This window comes from Pseudomonas sp. R11-23-07, from assembly GCF_003852295.1.
In the GTDB taxonomy this organism is placed as follows: domain Bacteria; phylum Pseudomonadota; class Gammaproteobacteria; order Pseudomonadales; family Pseudomonadaceae; genus Aquipseudomonas.
In genome coordinates this window covers 4,887,488-4,911,491 of sequence record NZ_CP027761.1, presented here as the reverse complement: position 1 = coordinate 4,911,491, position 24,004 = coordinate 4,887,488, and the positions used below count along the sequence as shown (strand labels likewise).

At 61.9% G+C, this 24,004-nt stretch carries 22 protein-coding genes and 1 pseudogene; 8 read left to right on the top strand and 15 right to left on the bottom strand.

Annotated features, from left to right (window positions below):
• Positions 1-4 precede the first annotated feature (4 nt).
• The 3 genes from ybeY to miaB all read right to left on the bottom strand — a co-directional run bounded on the left by ybeY (position 5) and on the right by miaB (position 3,020).
• Positions 5-478, bottom strand: a complete 474-nt coding sequence (gene ybeY, locus C4J84_RS22455) for an rRNA maturation RNase YbeY (RefSeq protein WP_124436127.1) — start codon at positions 476-478, stop codon at positions 5-7.
• Positions 471-1,475 (bottom strand): PhoH family protein, encoded by a 1,005-nt coding sequence (locus C4J84_RS22450; protein WP_124364541.1) that lies wholly within the window; start codon positions 1,473-1,475, stop codon positions 471-473. Before C4J84_RS22450 ends, ybeY begins: the two co-directional genes overlap by 8 nt.
• 216 nt (positions 1,476-1,691) lie before the next feature.
• The gene (miaB, locus tag C4J84_RS22445) at positions 1,692-3,020 is read right to left on the bottom strand and encodes a tRNA (N6-isopentenyl adenosine(37)-C2)-methylthiotransferase MiaB (RefSeq protein WP_124436126.1); all 1,329 of its coding nucleotides are present in this window, start codon (positions 3,018-3,020) and stop codon (positions 1,692-1,694) included.
• A gap of 132 nt (positions 3,021-3,152) precedes the next feature.
• Here miaB and C4J84_RS22440 point away from each other — a divergent pair, with 132 nt between their 5' ends.
• Positions 3,153-3,479, top strand: coding sequence for a DUF1820 family protein (locus C4J84_RS22440; RefSeq protein WP_003194436.1), 327 nt, complete (start codon positions 3,153-3,155; stop codon positions 3,477-3,479).
• 12 nt (positions 3,480-3,491) lie between these two features.
• On the opposite strand, the gene C4J84_RS22435 is transcribed toward C4J84_RS22440, so the two are convergent.
• From C4J84_RS22435 to C4J84_RS22420, 4 genes are all read right to left on the bottom strand, one after another.
• Positions 3,492-4,046, bottom strand: a complete 555-nt coding sequence (locus C4J84_RS22435; protein WP_057724919.1) for a tetratricopeptide repeat protein — start codon at positions 4,044-4,046, stop codon at positions 3,492-3,494.
• Between the two features lie 226 nt (positions 4,047-4,272).
• The gene (gene hemL, locus C4J84_RS22430) at positions 4,273-5,556 is read right to left on the bottom strand and encodes a glutamate-1-semialdehyde 2,1-aminomutase (RefSeq protein WP_124436125.1); all 1,284 of its coding nucleotides are present in this window, start codon (positions 5,554-5,556) and stop codon (positions 4,273-4,275) included.
• 11 nt (positions 5,557-5,567) lie between these two features.
• A complete protein-coding gene (gene thiE / locus C4J84_RS22425; RefSeq protein ID WP_124364538.1) occupies positions 5,568-6,197 on the bottom strand; it encodes a thiamine phosphate synthase in 630 nt (209 codons plus the stop codon).
• Between the two features lie 49 nt (positions 6,198-6,246).
• Positions 6,247-7,044, bottom strand: a complete 798-nt coding sequence (locus C4J84_RS22420) for a hydroxymethylpyrimidine/phosphomethylpyrimidine kinase (protein WP_124368463.1) — start codon at positions 7,042-7,044, stop codon at positions 6,247-6,249.
• 277 nt (positions 7,045-7,321) lie between these two features.
• Here C4J84_RS22420 and C4J84_RS22415 point away from each other — a divergent pair, with 277 nt between their 5' ends.
• The 4 genes from C4J84_RS22415 (at position 7,322) to C4J84_RS22400 (ending at position 13,807) form a co-directional block, all read left to right on the top strand.
• The gene (locus C4J84_RS22415; protein ID WP_124371961.1) at positions 7,322-9,721 is read left to right on the top strand and encodes a hybrid sensor histidine kinase/response regulator; all 2,400 of its coding nucleotides are present in this window, start codon (positions 7,322-7,324) and stop codon (positions 9,719-9,721) included.
• A 68-nt stretch (positions 9,722-9,789) separates the two neighbouring features.
• The gene (locus C4J84_RS22410; protein WP_124371960.1) at positions 9,790-11,442 is read left to right on the top strand and encodes an acyl-CoA dehydrogenase family protein; all 1,653 of its coding nucleotides are present in this window, start codon (positions 9,790-9,792) and stop codon (positions 11,440-11,442) included.
• Between the two features lie 185 nt (positions 11,443-11,627).
• Complete coding sequence (gene amn, locus C4J84_RS22405) at positions 11,628-13,100, top strand: AMP nucleosidase (protein ID WP_164484569.1); 1,473 nt, start codon at positions 11,628-11,630, stop codon at positions 13,098-13,100.
• 140 nt (positions 13,101-13,240) lie between these two features.
• The gene (locus C4J84_RS22400; RefSeq protein WP_164485301.1) at positions 13,241-13,807 is read left to right on the top strand and encodes a pseudouridine synthase; all 567 of its coding nucleotides are present in this window, start codon (positions 13,241-13,243) and stop codon (positions 13,805-13,807) included.
• Here the strand turns inward: C4J84_RS22400 and C4J84_RS22395 are convergent.
• A complete protein-coding gene (locus C4J84_RS22395; RefSeq protein ID WP_025999909.1) occupies positions 13,802-14,011 on the bottom strand; it encodes a DUF2788 domain-containing protein in 210 nt (69 codons plus the stop codon). The genes C4J84_RS22400 and C4J84_RS22395 overlap by 6 nt on opposite strands.
• 197 nt (positions 14,012-14,208) lie before the next feature.
• Positions 14,209-14,688: an Lrp/AsnC family transcriptional regulator gene (locus tag C4J84_RS22390; RefSeq protein ID WP_003194418.1), complete on the bottom strand. Its 480-nt coding sequence runs from the start codon at positions 14,686-14,688 to the stop codon at positions 14,209-14,211.
• Positions 14,689-15,105: 417 nt separating this feature from the next.
• On the opposite strand from C4J84_RS22390, the pseudogene C4J84_RS22385 reads away from it, so the two are divergent.
• Positions 15,106-16,127: pseudogene (locus C4J84_RS22385) on the top strand (DUF6515 family protein).
• Here the strand turns inward: C4J84_RS22385 and C4J84_RS22380 are convergent.
• Both C4J84_RS22380 and C4J84_RS22375 read right to left on the bottom strand, forming a co-directional pair.
• The gene (locus C4J84_RS22380; protein ID WP_124436124.1) at positions 16,124-17,017 is read right to left on the bottom strand and encodes a cation diffusion facilitator family transporter; all 894 of its coding nucleotides are present in this window, start codon (positions 17,015-17,017) and stop codon (positions 16,124-16,126) included. The pseudogene C4J84_RS22385 and the gene C4J84_RS22380 sit on opposite strands and share 4 nt — an antisense overlap.
• A gap of 10 nt (positions 17,018-17,027) precedes the next feature.
• Positions 17,028-17,447, bottom strand: coding sequence for a polyribonucleotide nucleotidyltransferase (locus C4J84_RS22375; protein ID WP_124368458.1), 420 nt, complete (start codon positions 17,445-17,447; stop codon positions 17,028-17,030).
• A gap of 245 nt (positions 17,448-17,692) precedes the next feature.
• Between C4J84_RS22375 and hrpB the strand changes: the two genes are divergently transcribed.
• Positions 17,693-20,203, top strand: a complete 2,511-nt coding sequence (gene hrpB, locus C4J84_RS22365) for an ATP-dependent helicase HrpB (protein WP_124371955.1) — start codon at positions 17,693-17,695, stop codon at positions 20,201-20,203.
• An 81-nt stretch (positions 20,204-20,284) separates the two neighbouring features.
• Here hrpB and C4J84_RS26525 read toward each other — a convergent pair whose 3' ends face one another.
• The 3 genes from C4J84_RS26525 to C4J84_RS22355 all read right to left on the bottom strand — a co-directional run bounded on the left by C4J84_RS26525 (position 20,285) and on the right by C4J84_RS22355 (position 21,920).
• Positions 20,285-20,572, bottom strand: a complete 288-nt coding sequence (locus C4J84_RS26525; RefSeq protein WP_256660108.1) for a hypothetical protein — start codon at positions 20,570-20,572, stop codon at positions 20,285-20,287.
• Positions 20,572-20,853 carry a hypothetical protein gene (locus C4J84_RS26520; RefSeq protein WP_256660107.1) on the bottom strand — a complete coding sequence of 94 codons (282 nt, stop codon included), beginning with the start codon at positions 20,851-20,853 and terminating at the stop codon, positions 20,572-20,574. The genes C4J84_RS26525 and C4J84_RS26520 overlap by 1 nt, the downstream gene beginning before the upstream one ends.
• A gap of 164 nt (positions 20,854-21,017) precedes the next feature.
• Positions 21,018-21,920, bottom strand: a complete 903-nt coding sequence (locus tag C4J84_RS22355; RefSeq protein ID WP_124436123.1) for a GntR family transcriptional regulator — start codon at positions 21,918-21,920, stop codon at positions 21,018-21,020.
• A 187-nt stretch (positions 21,921-22,107) separates the two neighbouring features.
• Between C4J84_RS22355 and C4J84_RS22350 the strand changes: the two genes are divergently transcribed.
• Positions 22,108-22,860, top strand: a complete 753-nt coding sequence (locus tag C4J84_RS22350) for a hydroxypyruvate isomerase family protein (protein WP_124436122.1) — start codon at positions 22,108-22,110, stop codon at positions 22,858-22,860.
• 18 nt (positions 22,861-22,878) lie between these two features.
• Here C4J84_RS22350 and C4J84_RS22345 read toward each other — a convergent pair whose 3' ends face one another.
• Positions 22,879-23,967 carry an endonuclease/exonuclease/phosphatase family protein gene (locus C4J84_RS22345; RefSeq protein ID WP_124436121.1) on the bottom strand — a complete coding sequence of 363 codons (1,089 nt, stop codon included), beginning with the start codon at positions 23,965-23,967 and terminating at the stop codon, positions 22,879-22,881.
• Between the last annotated feature and the right edge of the window lie 37 nt (positions 23,968-24,004).

Here is a 24,004-nt window from a genome sequence, read left to right as displayed (position 1 = left end):
TGTTTCAGTTGAGTGTCGATTGGTTTTCGTCGTCGGCATACGGGTCGCGATGACCCAGTTCTGCAAGCAACGTTCGTTCCAGTGCTTCCATTTCCAGGGCTTCGTCATCGTCTATATGGTCGTAACCCAAGAGATGCAGGCAGCCGTGGATGACTAGATGGGCCCAGTGGGCCTCAAGTTCCTTTTCTTGCTCCCGCGCCTCGCGCTCGACCACCGCGACACAAATCACCAGGTCGCCCAGCAGCGGGATATCCAGAAACTCGTCGGGCACGTCGGCGGGGAAAGACAGCACGTTGGTCGCGTAGTCTTTCTGGCGCCAGGTGTGATTCAGCTCACGGCCTTCGGGCTCGTCAACCAGACGAATGGTCAGCTCCGAATCGGCGGTGCGCTGGCGCAGGGCCAGCTCACACCACTGACGGAACTGTGCTTCGCTGGGCGCGGCGGCTTTGGTGGCCAGTTGCAGGTCAAGCTCAAGCATCGCGGCGCACGTCCTTGGACAGGCCGTCGTCGCGGTGTTCGAAGCGCTCGTAGGCCTCGACAATGCGCTGCACCAGCGGGTGGCGCACCACGTCCTTGGGCATGAAATGCGTAAAGCTGATACCTGGCACATCCTTGAGCACTTCGATCACCTGGCCCAGGCCCGACTTGGTGCCCTTGGGCAGGTCGACCTGGGTGATATCACCGGTGATCACGGCCGTGGAGCCGAAACCGATACGGGTGAGGAACATCTTCATCTGCTCGACCGTGGTGTTCTGGCTCTCGTCGAGAATGATGAAGCTGTTGTTCAAGGTGCGACCGCGCATGTAGGCCAGCGGCGCGATTTCGATCACCTGGCGTTCGATCAGCTTGGCCACGTATTCAAAGCCAAGCATTTCGTAGAGCGCGTCGTAGAGCGGGCGCAGGTACGGGTCGATCTTCTGGGCCAGGTCGCCGGGCAGGAAGCCGAGCTTTTCGCCCGCCTCGACGGCCGGGCGCACCAGCAGAATGCGGCGAACCTGTTCGCGCTCCAGGGCATCCACCGCACAGGCCACGGCCAGGTAGGTCTTGCCGGTACCGGCCGGGCCGATGCCGAAGTTGATATCGTTACCGAGGATTTCCTTGACGTACTTCTGCTGATTCAAGCCGCGTGGGCGAATCATGCCTTTTTTGGTACGCAGGGCCACGCTGGCTTCGGCCACCGGATTGTTGGCCAGGTCTTCCACGGCGGATTCCTGCAGGTACAGGTGCACCGTTTCCGGCGACAGCTCACTGCCCTTGGTTTCGCGGTAGAGACGGCGCAGCAGGTTTTCCGCAGACGTGGTGTGTTGGGGTTCACCAATGAGCTCGAACTGGTTGCCGCGGTTGCGGATCTCGATGCTCAGGCGTTGTTCGATCAGCCGCAGGTGCTCGTCGAACTGTCCGCACAGGTTGGCGAAACGGCGAGCCTCAAACGGCTCGAGGAGAAAACGATGGGGTTCTACTGTAGGTGCGTTCAAGGTCGCTTTTAGCCGCCCTTTGGCTGTTGAGGTGAAAGAGAGAATAACGCCACGCGCCGGTGTGCGAAAGCACTTACGTCATCGGAATGTTGCATGGTCTCAGTGTGGGAGGGGGCTTGCCCCCGATAGCGGTGTATCAGCCAGTATATGCGGTGGCTGACACTCTGCTATCGGGAGCAAGCCCCCTCCCACATTGGGTATGTGTTGATCGGGGAATTACTGGATCAACGATCCGCGCAACGAGTGCGGTTGCGCCGCATCGATGTGCACATCGGCAAATTGGCCGATCAGGGTCGGGTTGTCGCAGCGGAAGTTGACGATGCGATTGTTCTCGGTGCGGCCCTGCAATTCGCCGGGGTCTTTCTTCGAGTAATCGGTCACCAGGATGCGCTGGATCGAACCGACCATTTGTCGGCTGATCTCGAAACCTTGCTGATTCAGGCGATGTTGCAGCGCATTCAAGCGTTCCTTTTTCAACGCTTCCGGGGTTTCGTCCAGCAGGTCGGCCGCTGGGGTGCCGGGGCGCTGGCTGTAGACGAACGAGTAGGAGAAGTCGAAACCCACGTCCTCGATCAGCTTCATGGTCTGCTGGAAGTCTTTCTCGGTCTCGCCAGGGAAGCCGACGATAAAGTCCGAACTGATGCAGATGCCCGGCACGGCGGCGCGCAGTTTGCGCAGCTTGGATTTGTACTCCAGGGCCGTGTGATTGCGCTTCATCGCCGAGAGGATGCGGTCTGAGCCCGACTGCACCGGCAAATGCAGGTGTTTGACCAGCTCCGGCACATCGGCGTGGGCCTGGATCAGGCTGTCGGAGAACTCCAGCGGGTGCGAGGTGGTATAGCGGATGCGTTCGATGCCATCGACGGCGGCGACCACGCGAATCAGCTCCGCCAGGTCGGCCAGGCGTCCGTCGTGGGTCAAGCCACGGTAACCGTTGACGTTCTGGCCCAGCAGGGTCACTTCACGCACGCCGTTTTCGGCCAGGTGGATGATTTCCGCCAGCACGTCGTCAAACGGCCGGCTGACTTCTTCGCCACGGGTGTAGGGCACTACACAGAAGGTGCAGTACTTGCTGCAGCCTTCCATTACCGACACATAGGCGCTTGGCCCGTCGATGCGCGGCTCGGGCAGATGGTCGAATTTTTCGATTTCGGGGAACGACACGTCCACTTGCGGCAGCTTGGTGGCGCGTGCGGCATCGATCATTTCCGGCAGGCGGTGCAGGGTCTGCGGGCCGAAGACCACATCGACATAGGGCGCGCGGTCACGAATGGCCGCGCCTTCCTGACTGGCCACGCAACCGCCGACGGCGATCACCATGTCCGGGTTGGCCAGTTTCAATTCGCGCCAGCGGCCCAGCTGCGAGTAGACCCGGTCTTGGGCCCGTTCGCGGATCGAGCAGGTATTGAGCAGGATCACGTCGGCATCTTCGGCGCGAGCCGTGACTTCCAGGGCCTGATGTTCACCCAGCAGATCGACCATGCGCGAGCTGTCGTACTCGTTCATCTGGCAACCGTGGGTTTCGATGTAAAGCTTCTTGGCCATGGGAATCGTCAACTGGTGGTAAAGAACCGCGCATTATAGGGGGCATGTCCATTGGTTCCTAGCACTGTGCATCGGGTGCCATGCTATAGTTCGCGCCCTCATTTATATCCGCCGATGTGCTGCCCGCCCCCCATGACCAAACGTGAAGCTCCAATCTACAAGGTGATTTTCCTTAACCAGGGCCAGGTGTTCGAAATGTACGCCAAGCAGATCTATCAAAGTGATCTGTGGGGCTTCCTGGAAGTGGAAGAGTTCGTCTTTGGCGAGCGCACGCAGCTGGTCGTCGATCCAGGCGAGGAAAAGCTCAAGGCCCAGTTCGAAGGCGTGGTGCGCAGTTTTGTGCCGATGCATTCGATTGTGCGCATCGACGAAGTCGAGCGCCTGGGCACGCCGAAGATCAGCGAGGCGCGGGGCACCAGCAATGTGATGCCGTTTCCGATGCCAATGCCTGAGAAGTAAGGCAACGCTGAATCAGGGAAGGGGTGAAAAGGGCGAACGCCCATCGGCGCTCTGCAATTCCTGCAGGTAATTGCGGAAAATCTGCCCCAGCACCTGGGTCGCTACTTCCAGTTCATCACGCTGCATGTGCTCGGCCACTTCGTCGGCTGTGTCCAGCGCGTCTTCGGCGCCGTTGACCGCCGCCATTTTCAGCACGATATAGGCCTGGACGTTATTGGCCGGTACGCCTTCGCCGCGAAAGAACATGTTGCCCAGCTGGAATTGCGCCTGGGCGTGGCCCTGTAGCGAAGCCTTCTCGAAATAGCTCAACGCTTTGTTGAGGTCGACGGCCGGGTTCTTGCTGTCGTGGTAGTACTCGCCCAACTCGTATTGCGCTTGCGCATCCCCTTCATCAGCCTGTTTCTGGCACGCGCTCAGGGCTTCGGCCTGGGTGTCGGGCTGGGTATTGAGGGTGCAACGACCCATCGCTGGGATTAACAACGAGTTGCCGCCTGCTTGTGCATGAGCCAGCAGCGGCTGAAGGAGCAACAGGCAGCCCAGAACCAGGGTGCGGCCGGTGCGTTTCATGGGAATCGACTTACCTCTGACGGGGCGCGCGGACCCTCGCGGGGTCCAATAAGCGCGCATTATGAAATAAGCAGGCCTCTGCTTACAAAGTCTTTACTCGTTTTTCTGCTGCTTGGGCAAGTTATCTGCCGGATTGCAGGGCAATTCTCGAAAAAAGCGAGAAATGTCTGTAAGCAAGGTAGCAAATCTGACGTTGGCACGGGCAAACGTCAGAGGATGCCGTCACTTATTTCAGGGCCGCAAAGGCGCGCTCGGCAGCGTCCAGGGTCAGCTTCAGCTCGGCATCGCCGTGGGCGATCGAGGTGAAGCCGGCTTCAAACGCACTGGGCGCCAGGTACACACCGCCTTCGAGCATCAGGTGGAAGAAGCGCTTGAACAAGTCGGCGTCGCTGCCCATCACGTCATCGAAGGTGACGATGTCGTCGGCGCCGCTGAAGTACAGGCCAAACATGCCGCCGGCCTGGGTGGTGACAAACGGGATGCCGGCAGCGTCGGCCCGCACTTGCAGGCCGTCCAGCAGGCGGGTGGTGTAGTCGGTCAGCTCGGCGTGGAAGCCAGGGCGGCTGATCAGGCGCAGGGTGGTCAGGCCGGCGGCCATCGCCAGCGGGTTACCGGACAGCGTGCCGGCCTGGTAGACCGGGCCCAGTGGGGCGATGTGCTGCATGATCTCGCGCTTGCCGCCGAAGCAGCCCACTGGCATGCCGCCACCGATGATCTTGCCGAAGGTGCTCAGGTCCGGTGTAACGCCGTAATGCGCCTGGGCGCCACCGAGGGCGACACGGAAGCCGGTCATCACTTCGTCAAAAATCAGCACCACGCCGTGTTTGTCGCACTGTTCGCGCAGGCCTTCGAGGAAGCCAGGGGCCGGTGGTACGCAGTTCATGTTGCCGGCGACCGGCTCGACGATGATGCAGGCCACGTCCTGGCCGACTTCACCGAGCATCTGCTCGACCGCGGCGATGTCGTTGAATGGCAGGGTCAGGGTGTGTTTGGCGAACGCCGCCGGAACGCCGGCCGAACTCGGTACGCCCTGGGTCAGCGCGCCGGAACCGGCTTTTACCAGCAGGCTGTCGGAATGGCCGTGGTAGCAACCTTCGAATTTGATGATGCTGTCGCGACCGGTGAAACCTCGAGCCAGACGGATTGCGCTCATGGTGGCTTCGGTGCCGGAGCTGACCATGCGCACCATTTCCATCGACGGCACGATCGAGCAGACCAGGTCGGCCATCTCGGTTTCCATCGCGGTCGGAGCACCGTAGGACAAACCATGCTGCAACTGCTGGCGTACGGCGTCCAGCACGTCCGGGTGGCTGTGACCGAGGATCATCGGGCCCCAGGAGCCGACGTAGTCGACGTAGCGCTTGTCATCTTCGTCGGTGACATAGGCGCCTTCGGCATGCTTGAAGAACAACGGCGTGCCGCCCACGCTCTTGAACGCACGCACGGGGGAGTTCACACCGCCGGGGATGTGTTTCTGGGCATCGGCAAACAGGGTTTCGGAACGGGACATGATCGGGCTCTCTACACTGAAGATTTAAGAAGATCGTTGAACGCACGGGCGCGGCGCGTGACTTCCTGGGTGCTGTCGGCGCCGAACAGGCCGTGCACCACGGCGAGCAGGTCGGCGCCGTGAGCCACCAGCGGCTCGGCGTTTTCCAGGGTGACGCCGCCGATCACGCAGATCGGCAGGTGCAGGCGTTGGCGCGCCTCGGCCAGCATTTCAAGGCTGGCGGCCGGTGCGCCGGGCTTGGTGGTGGAATTGAAGAAGCGGCCAAAGGCGACATAACTGGCGCCCTCCCGGGCGGCCTGTTCGGCCAGCTCGATCTGGCTGTGGCACGTTGCGCCGATGATCGCCTTGGAGCCGAGCAGCGCTCGCGCCGGGGTCAGCGGCCCGTCGGTCTGGCCCAGGTGCACACCCACGCCCAGGCGCGCGGCCAGTTCGGCGTCATCGTTGATGATCAGGTGGGTCTTGTAGCGCGAGCACAGCTCCCGCAGTTTCTCGGCTTCACGCAGGCGGCGCGCTTCGTCGCTGCTTTTGTCGCGGTACTGCAGCAATGTCACGCCGCCGTCCAACGCCGCTTCGACGTAGGCGAGGAATTTGCCGGCCAACAGTTGGCTGTCGGTAATGGCGTAAAGGCCACGTAGTTTCATCGGGCAAGCCCCTTGCTGTGACGAGCGGTAAGTGGTGATGAAAGGTGAACTACGAGCAGAAATCCAGTGGCAACCGACGCGGTACGAACTGGCCCTGGCCGAGTCGTTCGGCATCGCGCAGGGTGCGCCAGGTGTAGTTGAGCGCCGACTGCACGGCGCTGACCAGGCCTTCGCCCTGGGCGAGCCGCCCCGTAAGCGCACTGGCCAGCGTGCACCCCGAGCCGTGATAACTGCCGGGTAAACGCTGGCACGTGTAGGTATGGCGGCTGCCATCGCGGCTGTACAGGCGATTGTGCACTTCGTGCTCGTCGCCGTGGCCGCCTGTGATCAGCAGATGCTTGATGTAGGGCAACAGCTTCTCGGCGCATTCGTCGGCGCTGCCGTCAGGCAATTCGGCCAGGATGCGGGCTTCGGGCAGGTTGGGTGTGGCGATCAGCGCCAGGGGCAGCAGCCGCTCGCGCATCGCATAACCGACTTCATCCTTGCCCAGGCTGCCACCGCCTCCGGCGCGCAGCACCGGGTCGCACACCACCGGCAGGTGCGGGTGCGCCTGCAGTAGTTCGACCACCGTGTCGACCATCGCGGTAGAACCGAGCATGCCCAGCTTGACCGCCGCGACTTCGGAATCGCTGAGCACCGCATTGGCCTGGGCCAGCACCCACTCGCGGTCGAGCACGCGAAAGTCACTGACGTTGACAGTGTTTTGCACGGTCAGCGCGGTGACGGCCGCAGCGGCGTGGCAGCCCTGGGCGAGCAGGGCTTCGATATCGGCCTGCAGGCCGGCGCCACCACTGGGATCATGGCCGGAGAGACAGAGAACAACGGGGCGAGAGCTGTAGATATTCATGGTGCGCGAGCTTACCACCAAACGCTTTTTGCGTGGCCGTCCGGCGATGAGGGAATGTTGCCCTGGGATGAGCCTTTTGTGGTGGCTGAACATCTTCTGCAAATACGCTGAAAGCCTCGTCCTAGGGCCATCTGAAAAATAGTTACCATGGTGTCCAATGGCCTTTACCGGCTATGCTAAAGTGGATCCAAACAACTTACTGTATCGCCGGTGTACGTCTTCTCAAAAGGAACGGGGGAGCTTTTTGCCATAACCGGACAGGCCACGCTGGGGCTCTATGCGCTATTTGCTGATTTTATTATTGTGCGGGCTGCCGCTGCTGGCCGGCGCCGCCGAGTTCAATCAGAGCACCCGAAGCCTGCCACTGGGCCGGGTCATGCAAGTGCTCGAAGACCCGACCGGCACCCTCACCATCGCCGACGTCAGTTCCCCTGCCTACGCCGCTCAATTCAAACCCCATGACACACCCACCCTCAATGCCGGTTATTCGCATTCGGTGTTCTGGTTGAAGGTCAACCTGCATTACACCGCTGTTGACCCCCGCTCCCCGCGGACCTGGTTTGTGGAGCTGGCTTACCCGCCACTCAATCGCCTCGAGCTGTACCAGAACGACGGCACCGGCACCTATCGACTCACCACTCGCACCGGCAGCGCGTTACCGTTTTCCAGCCGTGAAGTGCGCCAGGCCAACTACCTGTTCAAGCTCAATTTCCTGCCCGGCCAGCAGCAGACGATCTACCTGCGCCTGCAGAGCCAAGGCTCGATCCAGGCGCCGTTGACCCTCTGGGCAGGCACGGCCTATATGGAAGAACAGCCGCTGCGCTTGTATGTGCTGGGCGCCATCTACGGCGTGTTGCTGGGTATGCTGGTATACAACCTGTTCATTTATTTGAGCGTCCGCGACACCAGCTACCTCTATTACATCCTCTACATAGCCTCGTTCGGCCTGTACCAGCTGTCGGTCAATGGCGTGGCCGTGGAGTACTTCTGGCCGAACAACCCGTGGTGGGCGAACGCGGCGGTGCCGTTTCTGATCGGCTCGGCCGCCTTGTTCGGCAGCCTGTTCGCGCGCAGCTTCCTGCACACCGCGCAACACAGCCGCTGGCTCGACCGTATCCTGCTGGGGCTGGCGGCCTGTGGCGGGGTGGTCATGGCGCTGGCGCTGTTGACCAGCTACGCGGTGGCCCTACGCCTGGCCACCGGCCTGGCACTGGTGTTTACCGTGACCATCTTCGTGGCTGCGATCAAGGCCTGGTATTGCGGCCAGCGCATGGCGCGCTATTTCATCATTGCCTGGTCGGCGTTTTTACTCGGCGGGGTAGTCAATACGCTGATGGTGCTGGGCTACTTGCCCAACGTATTCCTCACGATGTATGCCAGCCAGATCGGCTCGGCCATTGAAGTCGCGCTGCTGTCCCTGGCCCTGGCCGACCGCATCAACGGCATGCGCGAGCAGCAGGCGCAGATCCTGTTCGACGCCAGCCAGAAACTCGAAGTGCTCAACCAGCAATTGGCCCGCAGCAATCGGCTCAAGGATGAATTCCTTGCCACCTTGACCCATGAATTACGCACGCCGATGAACGGCGTGATCGGCTCCTTGGAACTGATGCAAACCGTGTCCCTGGACGATGACCTGGCGCAGTACCAGCAAACCGCCGCCGGTTCGGCGCGGGACATGATGCGCATGGTCAACGGCATTCTCACCCTGACCGAGTTGCAGGCTGGCCGCCTGGCTGCCCGCCCGCAGGTGTTCGGCCTGCGCGGCGTGCTGGAAACCGTGCGTCAACAGTTCGCGGCCAGCGCCCAGGCCAAGGGCCTGGCGTTTTCCATTGACGTCGCCGATGCCGTGCCGGACCGCGTGATCGGTGACGCCGACAAACTGATCCAGTGCCTGGATTGCCTGCTGGACAACGCATTCAAATTCACCCACGACGGTGCGGTGCGCATACGCGTGGTGGGCGTCCCCCAGGCGGATGGCGGATTGCGCCTGAGCTTTATCGTGACCGATACCGGTATCGGCTTCGCCTTTCTCGACGAGGCCACGCTGTACCAGCGCTTCTTCCAGCTCGATGGTTCGATGACCCGCGAATACGGCGGCCTGGGTATTGGCCTGGCGATTTGCCGGCAGCTGATCGAGCTGATGGGCGGCCGCCTCACCCATCATTCAGAGCCGCGCAGGGGCAGTCGCTTCCAGCTGGAAATGGACGTCAAGCCGGTGCCGCCCGAGCCCAAGCCCACCGCACAGTTGCGGCCTGCACAACGAGCGCCGCAGGATTGCACGGTGTTGTTGGTGGACGACAACAGCGTGGCGCAATTGGCGGTGCGCGGCATGCTGCTCAAGCTGGGTTATCGGGTCAAGGCCGTGGATGGCGGCCCGGCGGCATTGGCGGCGTTGCAGGAGCACAGGTTCGACGCAGTAGTGCTGGATGTGCCTGAGGGCGGCTTCTCATTGTGCTGTCAGATCCGTGCCTTACCGGGATGCGGTGAGTTACCGGTGATCGGCCTGAGCAGCGCGCTCAATGTTGCGGACCGTGAGCGCTGCCATGGCATCGGCATGAGCGATCACTTGGCCAAGCCAGTACGTTTCGAGGCTTTGCAGGCGACGCTGGAGCGGCTCGTGCTGTGTCCACCAGAGGGCGAAAGCGCCGAACATTCGGCGCGTATGCCACTTTTTTAAGGCCTGGGACGGTGCTTAACTGAAATCAAGGCCTCGATGTCACGTGGCCTGTTTCCAAGAGGCCCGTCATGAACCTGCACCGGTTTGCCGAAACCCACGACGTCACCAACCAGCCACCGTCTTTGGACGGTACCAACCTGTACCGCATCGACCTGCCCCTGCAAGAGTGGGCGCGTCGCTTTGGCGCCGGCTGGGCCGAGTCGCGCATCGATGCCTATGGTGCCCTGGCCGGCGGGCCGTTGATGGAGGCCGGGTTCCTGGCCAACCAGCACAAGCCGGTGTTCAGCAGCCATGACCGTTATGGTCATCGAATTGACTTGGTGGAGTTTCACCCCGCCTACCACGAACTGATGCGCACCGCCGTCGAGCACGGCCTGCCGTCGCTGCCGTGGGCCCATCCGCAATCCGGCGCCCACGTCGCACGTGCGGCGATGACTTACCTGCACAGCCAGGCCGAAGCGGGCACCGGTTGCCCGCTGACCATGACCTTCGCCTGCGTCCCGGCCCTGCGCTTGCAACCGGAACTGGCGGACCTCTGGCTGCCGAAGATCCTCAGTACCCAATACGACCCGCGCAACGTCGGCATCGTCCACAAGGCCGGTGCGACAATCGGCATGGCCATGACCGAAAAACAGGGTGGCACCGACGTGCGCGCCAACACCACCCGCGCCTACGCGGTGGGCGCGGGTGGGCCGGGCCAGGCCTACGAACTGGTCGGGCACAAATGGTTCTGCTCCGCGCCGATGTGCGACGCCTTCCTCACCCTGGCCCAGACCGACAAGGGCCTGACCTGTTTCCTGCTGCCCCGGCATCGCCCGGATGACACGCGCAATGAGTTCTACATCCAGCGGTTGAAGAACAAACTCGGCAACTGCTCCAACGCCTCCAGCGAGGTGGAGTTCCGTGGCGCCCTGGCCTGGATGATCGGTGAAGAGGGGCGCGGCGTGCCGACCATCATTGAGATGGTCGCCATGACCCGCTTCGATTGCATGGTCGGTTCCAGCGCGCTGATGCGCCAGGCCTTGACCCAGGCAAGCCACCACTGCGCCCATCGCTCGGTCGGCGGTCGCGTGCTGAGCGAACAACCGCTGATGCAGAACGTGATCGCCGACCTGGCCCTGGAAAGCGAAGCGGCCTTGGCCTTGAGCCTGCGCATGGGCCGGGCGCTGGATCACCTGGGGGATGAACAGGAAGCCAAATTCGCCCGGCTGGTCACGGCGGTGGGCAAGTATTGGATCTGCAAACGGGCGCCGGCCATGATCAACGAAGCCGCCGAATGCATGGGCGGCGCCGGGTATGTCGAGGACAGCATCCTGCCGCGTCTGTACCGTGAGGCGCCGGTGAATTCAACGTGGGAAGGTTCCGGCAACGTGCAATGCCTGGACGTGCTGCGGGCATTGTCCAAGGAACCGGGTGTGCTGGAGGCGTTGTTTGTCGAACTGGGCGATGGGCATGGCGACCCCCGGCTGGCGCGGCATATCGAGGGGTTGAAGTCAGCGTTCATGGACACCCAGGATATCCAATACCGCGCCCGTCAACTGACCGAGGACATTGCCCTGGCGTTGCAGGCCAAGTTGTTGCTGGAGGCGGGGAATGCGGCGGTCAGCGATGGGTTTGTGGCCAGTCGGTTGGGTGAGTCGTCGGGGCGGACGTACGGCGCCTTGCCGCGCGGGGTGGATGTGCAGGCCCTTGTCGCCCGTTCAACCCCGCTATCTCCTTGAATAAATGCGGTCAAGTGTGGGAGGGGGCTTGCTCCCGATAGCGGTATGTCAGCCAAGAATCCAGTGACTGTCACACCGCTATCGGGAGCAAGCCCCCTCCCACATTTTAAAGGGCATTCCAACTCTGGTGTTTCAGTGAGGCAGGGATACAGGCAAGATAAAGGCCTGCAAGTCCAGAACACAGGATGCTTACCGTGACCGAAGCTTTTGTTGTCGTTCAAACCGCTGAAGAGGCCGTGGATCGGCTGGCGGCCCTGCATGAGCGTGCGACTGGCGCGCTCAACCAAGCCCTCAAGCAATACCTCAAGGACCGCGTCGAACCCGACGCCGCACAACGTGCGCTGTTTCGCTATCCGGAGCTGCGCCTGACTTACCACTGCCACGGCGAAGTCCCACAGACCACCCGGGCGTATGCCAAGGTGCAGCTGCCGGGAACCTACAGCGTCACCGTCACCCATCCGGCGGCCTTCCGTAAGTACCTGCTGGAGCAGCTGGTGCCACTGATGCACGACTTCACCGTGACGGTGGAAGTGGGCGTCAGCCAGCAGAACATTCCGTACCCGTACGTGGTGGAGCAGGGCGATGAGCTGGCCGGTTCCGGCGTGACCGCCGCGACCCTGGCCCGCGTGTTCCCCAGCACCGACTTGTCCGCCGCCACCGATGGCATCGCCGACGGCCTCTATGACTGGGAAAACACCGACCCGCTGCCCCTGGCCCTGTTCGACGCGGCCCGTGTGGACTTTTCCCTGCGCCGCCTGGTGCACTACACCGGCAGCGACTGGCGCCATGTGCAGCCGTGGATTCTGCTGACCAACTACCATCGCTACGTTGACCAGTTCATCGTGCATGGCCTGGAGCAACTGCGCAGCGACCCGCGTTTTATCCGTATGGTGCTGCCGGGCAACGTGGTGATCGACAAGAGCATGGACCACGGCGAAGCGTCGGCGATTGCCGCAGGCGTGGTGTGGCACCGCTACCAGATGCCGGCCTATCACCTGCAGGCCACTGACGGCCACGGCGTGACCCTGGTGAATATCGGCGTGGGCCCGTCCAACGCCAAGAACATCACCGACCACCTGGCCGTGCTGCGCCCGCATTGCTGGCTGATGATCGGGCACTGCGGCGGCCTGCGCCAATCCCAGACCATCGGCGACTATGTATTGGCCCACGCCTATATGCGTCGCGACGGGATTCTCGACCGTGTGGTCCCGCCGAACATCCCGATCCCGGCCCTGGCCGAGGTGCAGCTGGCGCTTCAGCAAGCGGCGGCCAACGTCACCGGCGAAAAAGGCGAAGAGCTGAAAAAACGCCTGCGCACCGGCACCGTGTTGACCTACGACGACCGCAACTGGGAGCTGCGCTGGGCCCAGGAGCGACCGCTGATCAACCTGTCTCGCGCGGTGGCGGTGGACATGGAAAGCGGCACCATTGCCGCCCAGGGTTACCGTTTGCGTGTGCCGTACGGCACGTTGTTGTGTGTGTCGGACAAACCGCTGCACAGTGAGATCAAATTGCCGGGTTCGGCCAACGCGTTCTATGAGCGGGCCGTAAGCCAGCACTTGAAGATCGGCATCGAAGCTGTCGACCTGCTGCGCACCGAACTCAATGCGCTGCACTCGCGCAAACTGCGCAGTTTCGACGAGCCGCCGTTCCGCTAAGCGGTGGGGATGGTCATTTAGCGGTCAGGCCACTAGCATTGTCGGTCCTGACCGTTAGATGTTCCTTCGCCATGTCCCGTCCTACCCGTCCCGATTCGCGCCGCCCTGGTGTGAAACCCCCGCATGCGGGCTCGCGCCGTATCGCCAAGGCGCCGCCGGCCGAGCCGAAGTTGATCCTGTTCAACAAGCCGTTCGATGTGCTGACCCAGTTCAGTGACGAAGGCGGGCGCGCGACCCTCAAGGACTTTATCGATATTCCCGGCATCTACCCGGCAGGCCGCCTGGACCGTGACAGCGAAGGCCTGTTGCTGCTGACCAACGACGGCCAGCTACAAGCGCGCATTGCCGACCCCCGGCACAAGCTGGCGAAAACCTACTGGGTGCAGGTCGAAGGCGAACCCACCGAAGCACAGCTGCAATGTCTGCGCGACGGCGTGGAGCTTAATGACGGCATGACCCTGCCCGCCGAGGCCCGCCGGTTGGAGGAGCCTGATCTATGGCCACGCAACCCGCCCGTGCGCTTTCGCAAAAGCGTACCCACCCATTGGCTGGAGCTGGTGATTCGTGAAGGGCGTAACCGCCAGGTACGGCGCATGACCGCCGCGGTGGGCTTGCCAACGTTGCGCCTGGTGCGTGTGCGCATTGGCGACTGGTCTATCGAAGGCCTCGATCAGGGCCAGTGGAAGGCGGTACCGCCACGTTTATAAGGCACCGGACTCGATCAGGCCGATCACTACGCTCTTGATGATGAACGCGGCCACGCCCAGGCCCAGCACGAAAAACAGAATGAACGAGCCAAAGCGCCCGGCCTTGGATTTTTTCGCCAGGTCCCAGACGATAAAGCCCATGAAGATAATCAGGATCGTGACCAGACCGGTCATCATCCATTCTTCGAACAGGGCGGGGTCGATGTTGTTCATGGGGCTTCCTACTAAGGCAGGCGGCAAGTATAAGGCAGCATCACAGGCACAACATTGACCTGGATCGAAGTGCAATCAAACTGTGGGAGGGGGCTTGCTCCCGATAGCAGAGTGTCAGTCAGTATATTTATCAACTGATCCACCGCTATCGGGAGCAAGCCCCCTCCCACATTTGGATCTCAGTGTTCTCAGGTGCGCAGGTGGGTCAGGGGCAGTTCGGTGCTATTCAAGACTTGGTTCAGCACAAAGCTGGAACGCACACTGGTCACGCCTTCAATCCGGGTCAGATGCCCCAGCAGCAGTTTCTGATAGTGATCCATATCCGGCACCACCACTTTCAGCTGATAGTCGGCGTCCATCCCGGTCACCAGGCTGCATTCCAGCACTTGGGGCAAGGTGCGGATGGCCGCTTCGAAATTTTCGAAACGTTCCGGGGTATGCCGGTCCATGCCGATCAACACGTAGGCGGTCAGGCTCAGGCCGAGCATCTTGCGATCGAGCAACGCGACCTGACGGGCGATGTAGCCGTCGTCTTCCAATTGCTTGACCCGGCGCGAGCAGGGCGAAGGCGACAGGCCGATGCGCTCGGCCAACTCCTGGTTGGAGATCCGTGCGTCACGCTGCAATTCCGCCAAAATACTCAGGTCGTATCGGTCAAGCTTGCTCATTGGGTTGGCCTTTGTCGTAACTATTGCGGTGAATTATCCATGAAGGGTTAAAAATTGCGCAAGCACTGTTTATTGACGCAATCTTCGCAATCATCCACCGGGCACGCGCCTGTATCTTTATCAACAGAATCACCGCCTGGACAACAGTCCACTCACAGCGAGCCCAATCAGGCCCGCTGCGGCCGCCACCCGAGCAGGGTTGAGCCGGCCTCCAGGCTGCACACTGTCCACAAGACGGCGTGAGGTGAGCCAACGTCAAAAGCGTTGAGCCAGGACGAAATTCTCAAGGGGTGGCCGACGGGTCACCCCTTTTCTTTGCGTTCAAGAAAATAGTTCTCGTGACTGATAACCTGTCTCAGAACCGGCCGAGGCTTTTCCAGTCTCATGATCGAGCCCTAATCCGCAGTGAGGAAAAGCATGAAGCGCATCTGGCGTATGGCAGGTGTTGGTTTGCTGGTGGCCAGCGTTGGCGCCCAGGCGGTGGCCGACGAACGCGATAACTCACCGGGCCAGGGGCAGCGCCCACAGGGCGGCGGCGGTCAGCATGAGCGCGGGCCGGAAGGCGGCGGGCGCCCGGAGAACAACCAGCCACGCCCGCAGAATCCGCATATTGATCGCGGCGGCCAGAATGGCGGCGGTCAATGGCAGGGGCGCCCGCAGGCGAATGAACAGGGGCGGCCGCAACCGCAGCCGCAGCCACAGCCGTCGAACAACCTGCCGATCCAGGGGCGGCCCGATACCGTGCGCCAGACCCAGGAGCCGCGCCAGGGCTATTACCGCGATATCCCACGGCGTAACGACGACAACCGACATTGGGAGGCGGGCGGTCCAGGTTCGCGGCCTGGAGACCATAGCCGTCCCGGCGACAACCGCTGGCCGGGACGTCCCGATGGGCACGGCAACGGTTGGGGGCGGGCCCGCAATATCGTCCAGGCTATATCGTCGACCGGTTCCCCGACCGCAATTACCGCGTGCCGTACCGTGGCCAGGACTACTTCTACTCCGGCGGCTACTGGTATCGCCCGCAAGGCCCGCGCTATGTGGTGGTGAGGCCACCGTATGGCATCCGGGTGCAGTATCTGCCGGACTACGCGCGTGAAGTGTGGGTGGGCGGTTCGCTATTGTTCCTGGCGGCCGGTGCCTATTACACCTACGAAAGCAGCACTCAACAGTATGTGGTGGTGCAACCGCCGACGGCCGTGCCTGCACCGCAACCGGCGCCTCAGGGCAACGGTTACGACGTGGTGGCGTACCCCGCCAACGGCCAGTCACCGGCCCAGGTGCAACAGGACGGTTATGACTGCTATCGCTGGGCCGTGCAGCAGAGTGGTTTCGATCCCCGGACCGCCACCTACGCCCCTGACCCGGCGGTGGTGCAAACCTACCGCCAGGCCCAGGGCAACTGCCTGAGCAGTCGCGGCTATCAGGTCCAGTATTAAGCGCTGGCGCCGGTGACCACTTCCTGCGGGTCGGCGTGCACCAGCACCTCGGCCTTCGGGTAGGCCTGATGAATGGCATCGGCGGCTTGGTCGCTGATGCCGTGGGCCACCGACAGCGTCAGTTCTCCCGGCAATTCCAGATGCAACTGCACGAACCAGTGGTTGCCGGAAACCCGCGTGCGCAAGTCATGGGCGCCCAGCACGCCCGGTACGCTACGGGCCAGGTCGAGCATGTGCTGGCTGATATCCGCCGGCAGTTCTTCGTCCATCAATACGGCAAAGCTTTCCCGGGCGATCTGGATGGAGCTCCACAAGATGTAGGCGGCGATGCCCAGGCCGAACCAGGCGTCCACCTGATGGAAACCGAAACCCGCGAGCACCAGCGCCACCAGGATGCTGCCGTTGAGCATCAGGTCGGAGCGGTAATGCAGCGAATCGGCGCGCACCGCGTTGGAGCCGGTTTCGCGGATCACCCGGTGTTGCAGCATCAACAACGCCACGGTCAGCGCCAGTGAAAACACGATTACGCCTATGCTCAACCAGGGCGCGCCTACAGGCTCCGGGTGTTGCAAGCGTTGATAGGCCTGGAAGGCGATCAACGCTGCGCTGCCGCCGATAAACAGCGCCTGGGCCATGCCCGACAGCGACTCCGCCTTGCCGTGACCGTAACGGTGATCGTCATCGGCGGGGCGCAGGGCGTAGTGCACCGCCAGCAGATTGAGCAGCGAGGTCACGCCGTCGAGCAGCGAGTCGGTCAACCCGGCGAGCATGGCCACCGAGCCACTGAACCACCAGGCGATGGCCTTGGTGATGATCAACGCACTGGCCACGCCCACCGAGGCGCGGGTAGCCAGGCGCAGGAGCCTGGCGTGTTCGGGACTGCTGGTCATGGCGCTGTCCTTATGCAGCAGGCTGCAGGCCCAGGGACGCCAGTTGTTGCACGCTGCCCTTGAATTGGATCAGGCGTGGATCGTCCAGCGGCAGGGTGTGCCCGGTTTCCTTCTGGATGATGCCTTGCAGCTTGGCGTTGTCGACCGTGCCGTCGGCGCCGATGGCTTCGTGCAGTTTTTCCGGCGCGACCTGGGCGGTCTTGCCCGGTTCGAAGTAGATCGCCCCCGTGGCGAAGTCGACGCCGAACGCGATCAGGCCGGGGATCACATAGAACAGCAAGCCGACCGCATCGAGCACGGCAATCGCCGGGTCGATCTTGCCGTCGATCTGGCCACGGCGATCCGGGTAGAAAATCGAACCGCAGGCGGTGAGTTGGCTCAGCAGGGTGACGGCCAAGACGCCGCCAATGACACGGGAAGCGATACGCATAAAACTCTCCTGAACACTATTGATAAATGACTATATCGCACTGCCTGATCGTTCCCACGCTCTGCGTGGGAATGCATGCCGTGACGCTTTGCGTCAACTTGCGCAGGTATTGGAACGCGGAGCGTTCCGGGCGGTATTCCCACGCAGAGCGTGGGAACGATCTCAGTATGGGAGCGATGTTATTCAGACCCGCGCAAGCATCCGGCAGTTCGCCGTTATACTCGCCGCTCTGCTTTGGAGCCAGTATGAATTCGCTGCCGATTGATGATGTTTTACCCGCCCTGCGTGACGCCTTGGCGATTCGCCATGAAGCCGTGCTGGAAGCGCCCCCCGGCGCCGGTAAAACCACCCGCGTGCCCCTGGCCTTGTTGAATGAGCCGTGGCTCGCCGGGCAAACCATCCTGATGCTCGAACCCCGGCGCCTCGCCGCGCGGGCCGCTGCCGAGCGCCTGGCCAGCGAGTTGGGCGAGAAGGTCGGTGAAACGGTCGGCTACCGCATTCGCCTCGACAGCAAGGTCGGCCCCACTACCCGCATAGAAGTGGTCACCGAAGGCATCCTCACCCGGCGCCTGCAGGACGACCCGGCGCTGGACGGCGTGGGCCTGCTGATCTTTGACGAATTCCACGAGCGCAGCCTCGACGCCGACCTGGCGCTGGCCCTGAGCCTCAACGGCCGCGAGCTGTTTCGCGACGACCAACCGCTGAAAATCCTGCTGATGTCCGCCACCCTTGAAGGCGAGCGCCTGGCCGAGCTGCTGGATAATGCGCCGATCCTGCGCAGCGAAGGGCGCATGTTCCCGGTGCAGATGCGCTGGGGGCGGCCGTATCAGGCCGGGGAATTTATCGAGCCGCGCGTGGTGCAGACAATCCTTGAGGCCCTGCATGACGAGACCGGCAGCGTGCTGGTGTTTCTGCCGGGGCAGGCGGAGATTCGCCGGGTGCATCAACAACTGGCCGACGCCTTGGGGGATCACCCCACCGTTTTGCTGTGCCCGCTGCACGGCGAGCTCGACCTCAACGCCCAGCGCGCCGCCATCGACCCGGCGCCGGCCGATCAACGCAAAGTGGTACTGGCCACTAACATTGCCGAGACCAGCCTGACCATCAACGGCGTGCGCGTGGTCATCGACGCCGGGCTGGCGCGGGTGCCACGCTTCGACCCCGGCAGCGGCATGACGCGCCTCGACACCCAGCGCATCTCCCGCGCCAGCGCCACCCAGCGTGCCGGCCGGGCAGGGCGGTTGGAACCGGGGGTGTGTTATCGCCTGTGGTCCGAGGACCAGCATGAAGGGCTGGCCGCCTATGGCAGCGCGGAAATTCTCGCCGCCGACCTCGCCGGCCTGGCCTTGCAACTGGCGCGCTGGGGCGTCACGCCCGCGCAGTTAGTGTGGCTGGACCGGCCACCGACCGCCGCCTACGCCCAGGCCCAGGATTTACTCGTGCGCCTCGGCGCCTTGAATGACGAAACACTCACCGCCCATGGCCAGAAAATGGCCGAGTTGCCGGCCCATCCGCGTATCGCCCACTTGCTGCTGCGCGGACAGAACCTGGGCCTCGCCGCGATGGCCTGTGATGTCGCGGCGTTGTTGGGTGAGCGCGATATCCTGCGCGGCGCCGGTGCCGACTTGCACAGCCGCCTGGCGCTGTTGTCCGGCGAAGAGCGCGCCCGTGGTACCCAGGGTGGTGTGCAACGGGCCAAGCAGTTGGCCCGCCAATATCGCGGCTATTTAAGAGGCAAGGCCAACCAACCGGTGGCCGATCCTGATCATCCGCGTTGGCTTGGCGCCTTGCTGGCGTTGGCTTACCCGGACCGCGTCGCCCAACAGCGTCGCCCCGGTGGCGCCGAATACCGTTTGGCCAATGGGCGCGCCGCACTGTTTGCCGAAGCCGACAGTTTGATGAAACACGCCTGGCTGGTGATCGCCGACCTGGGCAGCCGCCAGGGCCAGCGTGAAGAACGCATCTACCTGGCGACGGCCTTCGACCCGGCGCTGTTCGACACGGTGCTGGCCGAGCAAGTGCGCAACGTCGACCAGCTCGACTGGGACGAGCGCGAAGGCGTATTGCGCGCCGAACGCCAGCGCAAGGTCGGTGAGCTGGTCCTCAGTCGTGAAGCGCTCACCGGCCTCGACGAGGCCACACGCAGCCAGGCCCTGGTTGATCTGGTCCGGCGCAAGGGCCTGGAGCTGTTGCCCTGGACACCGGAGCTGCGCCAATGGCAGGCACGCGTCCTGCTGCTGCGCCAGCTCGATGCCGGCAAAACCAGCGAATGGCCCGACGTCAGCGACAGCGCTTTGCTCGCGGGCCTGGAACACTGGCTGATGCCCTACCTGGGCAAAGTCTCGCGCTTGAGCCATTTCGCCCACCTGGATATTTCCAGCTACCTGCACAACCTGCTGCCCTGGCCACTGCCCCAGCGCCTCGACGAACTGGCGCCGCAGCATGTGAAAGTGCCCTCAGGCTCATCAGTACGCCTGGACTACAGCGAACACCCGCCGATCCTGGCGGTACGCCTGCAGGAGCTGTTCGGGCTGGCGGATACGCCACGGATTGCCGGCGGGCGCCAGGTGGTGAAATTGCACCTGTTGTCGCCTGCGCGGCGGCCGGTGCAGGTGACGCAGGACCTGGCGAACTTCTGGCGCAGTACCTATGCCGAGGTGAAGAAGGATTTGAAGGGGCGATACCCCAAGCATTACTGGCCGGATGATCCGTTGGTGGCCGAAGCGACGGCGCGGATCAAACCTAGAAAGCCTTGAGTGTAAGTAACTCCCCAGTCTTTTTGATGACTGGGGTGTTTACCTGAAAGTGTGGAATCACAGCAGGGGGGCTTGAAGGACTTAAAGCTCTTCAGGCGTGCTATCAAATTCCTTATGCGCGTTTAGCAACGACTTGCTCGATAGGGCGTGGATGCCGCAGGTGTACTCGATAAAAGAATGCTCGGCGGTTTCAGACTGAGCAATATTGTAGTTCTCAAAGGGCTGCATGGCCCTGCGCACTGGGGACTGATCCAGGATATTTTTGAATGTGGTGCTTGCGTCATCAGCGATCCACAGCCTTCTTGTTTTTCTCTGCTGGTTGCCATCGATGAATTTATGCCGGGCATGCAGGACCCGCAGGTTATCCATTACCAGAATGTCCCATCGGTATGCGGGAAAAAATCGCTCGACAGTTCGCCGTGATAATCATCCTTGAAACGTTGCCAGTCCTTGTTGATTGGCTCTCCACCGCCCACCACACCATGTTTATCGGACTTGGTATGAAACTGAATCAGCCCGAACTTGCCGGCGGTCTCCCTAAAGGCTTCCAGAGAGTGGTCTTGAGGCTTGATGACGCAATATCCATGCTCTTTCAGAAACGTACCATCCCTGTGCGATTCGATACGGATCCGTGTCCGAGCGGCGCGCATGATTGCCTATTGTTGTAATGAAATACAATATGCGGTGAAAAAATTAACTGTTTGGTGATTTTTTGTATTCTGTTTTGAGAGGAAACAATTGTGTTAGGCTGCTTGGCCCGTTATTGGACGAGGTAATGGCGAAGCTACGGCACTGATGGGCAGTCAATGATGCTCTAGATTTGGCTATCTTCTGGCATGACGCGCTGATCAGTCTTGAGTCGGCCGACTTGATCCAGGTGGCGCCAGAGAAACTGTGCGGCTTCTTCACGCCGGTCAGACTCGATGAGGTCGAGCAAATGGATGTGTTCCTGGCATTGCGCCTTCAGACGCGTGCGATCGATGTTGGCCTTGTAGCCCATAAAGCGTCTGAGCTGATTCTGGTGGCGTATGGCGTCGATGAAAAACACATTGCCGGAACACTGCACGATTATTTCGTGAAACTGGGCGCCCACCTGGAACAGTTGCGCGCGGGACAAAGTCTGGATCTCGCCGTTGATCAGGGCTTGTTGCTGTTGCCTGGCCTGGGCAAACGCGGCGTGATTGATCTGATAACCGGGCTCAAGCAGCGCCGCCGGTTCGATGGCCATTCGGAAACGGTAGCTTTGAATGTGCGCCTGCGTGTTATGCACGAAGTCCTTGAGGCCCCACCCTTGGCCCGGCTTACGCTCCACCATGGCTTCGCTGGCCAGCCTGTTCAGCACCTTGAGCAACTGCCCCCGGGGCACCTCGTAACGCCGCAACAACTGCGCTTCGAAAAAGTGCGCAGGTATTTCCCCGCTCAGGATGTCGTCGACCACACGCAGGTAAAAGTCCTCGAAAGGATCGCTGGCGCAAGGGACTGCGGCTTCCAGAATCTGCCCGGCACCTTGTTTGAGGAAATAGCCACGATTGGGCTCCTGAATGGCAAGGTCCCATTCGGCGAGCAAGGCAAACACCCGCCGGATAGGCGAGCGCGATACCCCCAGCGCTTGCGCAAATGTCTGCTCGCGCAAGGGCTCACCGGCTTTCATCGAACGGGCGCGAACCATGTCGATGACGCGTGGAGCCAACTGCAGGGCGAGGTCTTTCTTGATCACAGGTTTTATTCCGAATGGTTAGCTTCAGTCCGTTCCCGTCGGGGCAGATGCCACCACCGCACTGGAGTGGGAAAATACCATACGAAGAGCATGAGTATTTGCTGACCACTTTCGATAGCGTGGCGCTGGAGCCGCGAAGGAGGCTCCAGGCTGATGATTTGTTTATTCCCAGGATGGATATTTACCCATGCTCAAATTCAATGCTCACCTCGGTTTTCAATTTAACGAATTGCCTTTTCTGCAGCGCATCGAAGCCGCTGCCGCTGCCGGTTTCAGAGCGGTGGAGTTCCCGTCACCCTATGAATTCGACGCGAGCCTGCTCGCCGACCACCTGGCCCAATACAACCTGCCGTTGATTCAGTTCGCGGCACCGGCTGGTGTTACCAAGGGCATCGCTGCCTTGCAAGGCAAGGAGCAGGAATTTCGCGATGGGCTGCGCGAGGCGGCTCGCTATGCGAAGGCGCTGAACTGCTCGGATGTGCACATCATGTCTGGCGTGACCACGCCCCAGGATGAGAGCGCGCCTGCCTATGCAAGGAACTTGGAATACGCGGTCAAGTACCTCGAAGATCAGAGTTTGCGAGCGCTGATTGAAGTGATCAGCCCGCAGGCGATGCCAGGCTATTACATGTCCGACTTCAGCAAGGCCCAACAGGTGCTGGAAACCTTTACGAGTGTCGGACTGATTCTGGATCTTTACCATGCTCAGCTGTTGACCGGCGACGCAGCCGGGGTGCTGGCGCAGTTTTACGACAGGACCGTCCATGTACAAATCGCCGACAACCCGGGGCGTCATGAGCCGGGCACCGGGAACATGGACTTTGCCGCCTTGTTCGCGGCGCTGGAGCAGCGTGGCTACCCAGGGTGGATTGGCTGTGAATACCGCCCATCCGGCACCACTGTTGCCAGCCTTGAGTGGCTTAAGCCGCTGCGTGCCTAAGTGTTGAAAGGCTAGGGGTCATTGCGCGGCAGGCAGCAGAAACCGGCCGATCACCGGCAAATGGTTGGAAATACGCAACGTATCTTCCTGCCTTACCTTGGCCGCCACCCGCTTGATCCGCGAGCTGTAGAACAGGTAATCCAACGTACGATCCGGCCCTTCGAGGGTTGGGTCATTGGGGAAATGCGTCAGCCATTTCTCCCGGTCGATCCCGCTGGATTCACTGTTGCTCGGGATCATCGGGTATTTGTCCCACAGCAGATGCAGCTCACTGTCCGGCGAATACTGGCCGCGTTTTTGCGCATCCAGGCGCAGGAATTGGCCCAGCGGCAGCGCATTGAAATCCCCGCCAATCACCCAGGGCGTGCCACGACCTTCCAGTTTGTCCAGCAGCTTTACGGTCGCCTGTACTTGCTCCTGCACGGCACTGCGTCCAGGCATGCCGCCGTCCAGCCGCGTGTTGAGCATCGCCAGTTGGCCGCCGTCGCTCAGGGGCAGGTAAGTCAACAGCAGGGCAGGCTTGGGCTGGAACTGGCGGCTGATGAAGTTGGCCTGCGGGGTCGGCAATTGCAGGCGCTCGGCGTGTTCGATCTGGTAGCGGCTCAGGGTCGCCAATTTGCGGCCGACGCTGCCGAAGATATGCAGGTTGGGCACAAAGTCAGCTTTCCAGTCGAAGGCCTGGGCGCTGCAGGGGTAGAGGTCGACCAGGCGCTCCTGCAACAGGGCCAGCTGGTCCTGATAATGGGAGGGCTTTGCGCCTTCGTCGATTTCCTGCAACAGCAGGATGTCGGGCTGTTCGTCGCGGATCACCCGTGCCACTTCGTCAAGGCTGAAGGCCATGTCTTCAACCGTGGGGCGCTCGTCCGGGCCGCTGCCGTCGGCGGTGTCGTACCAGAACACGTAGTTCTTGCCGGCCAGGTATTGCACGTTCCAGGTCATCACCTTGAGTGCCTGCCCCGGCAGCAGGGTCGGCGCACGCGGCGCGACGCAGCTGACGGGCAGGGTTTCCTTGGCGACGGGGCGCCAGGTCAGGCTGTAGACCAGGGCCGTCAGCAGGCCCGCAATCAGCAGCAGGCTCAACAGGGTGATGCGCAATAAACGGGTCATCGGCTCGGCTTATGTGCGTTTCAGGATGGGCACGGAG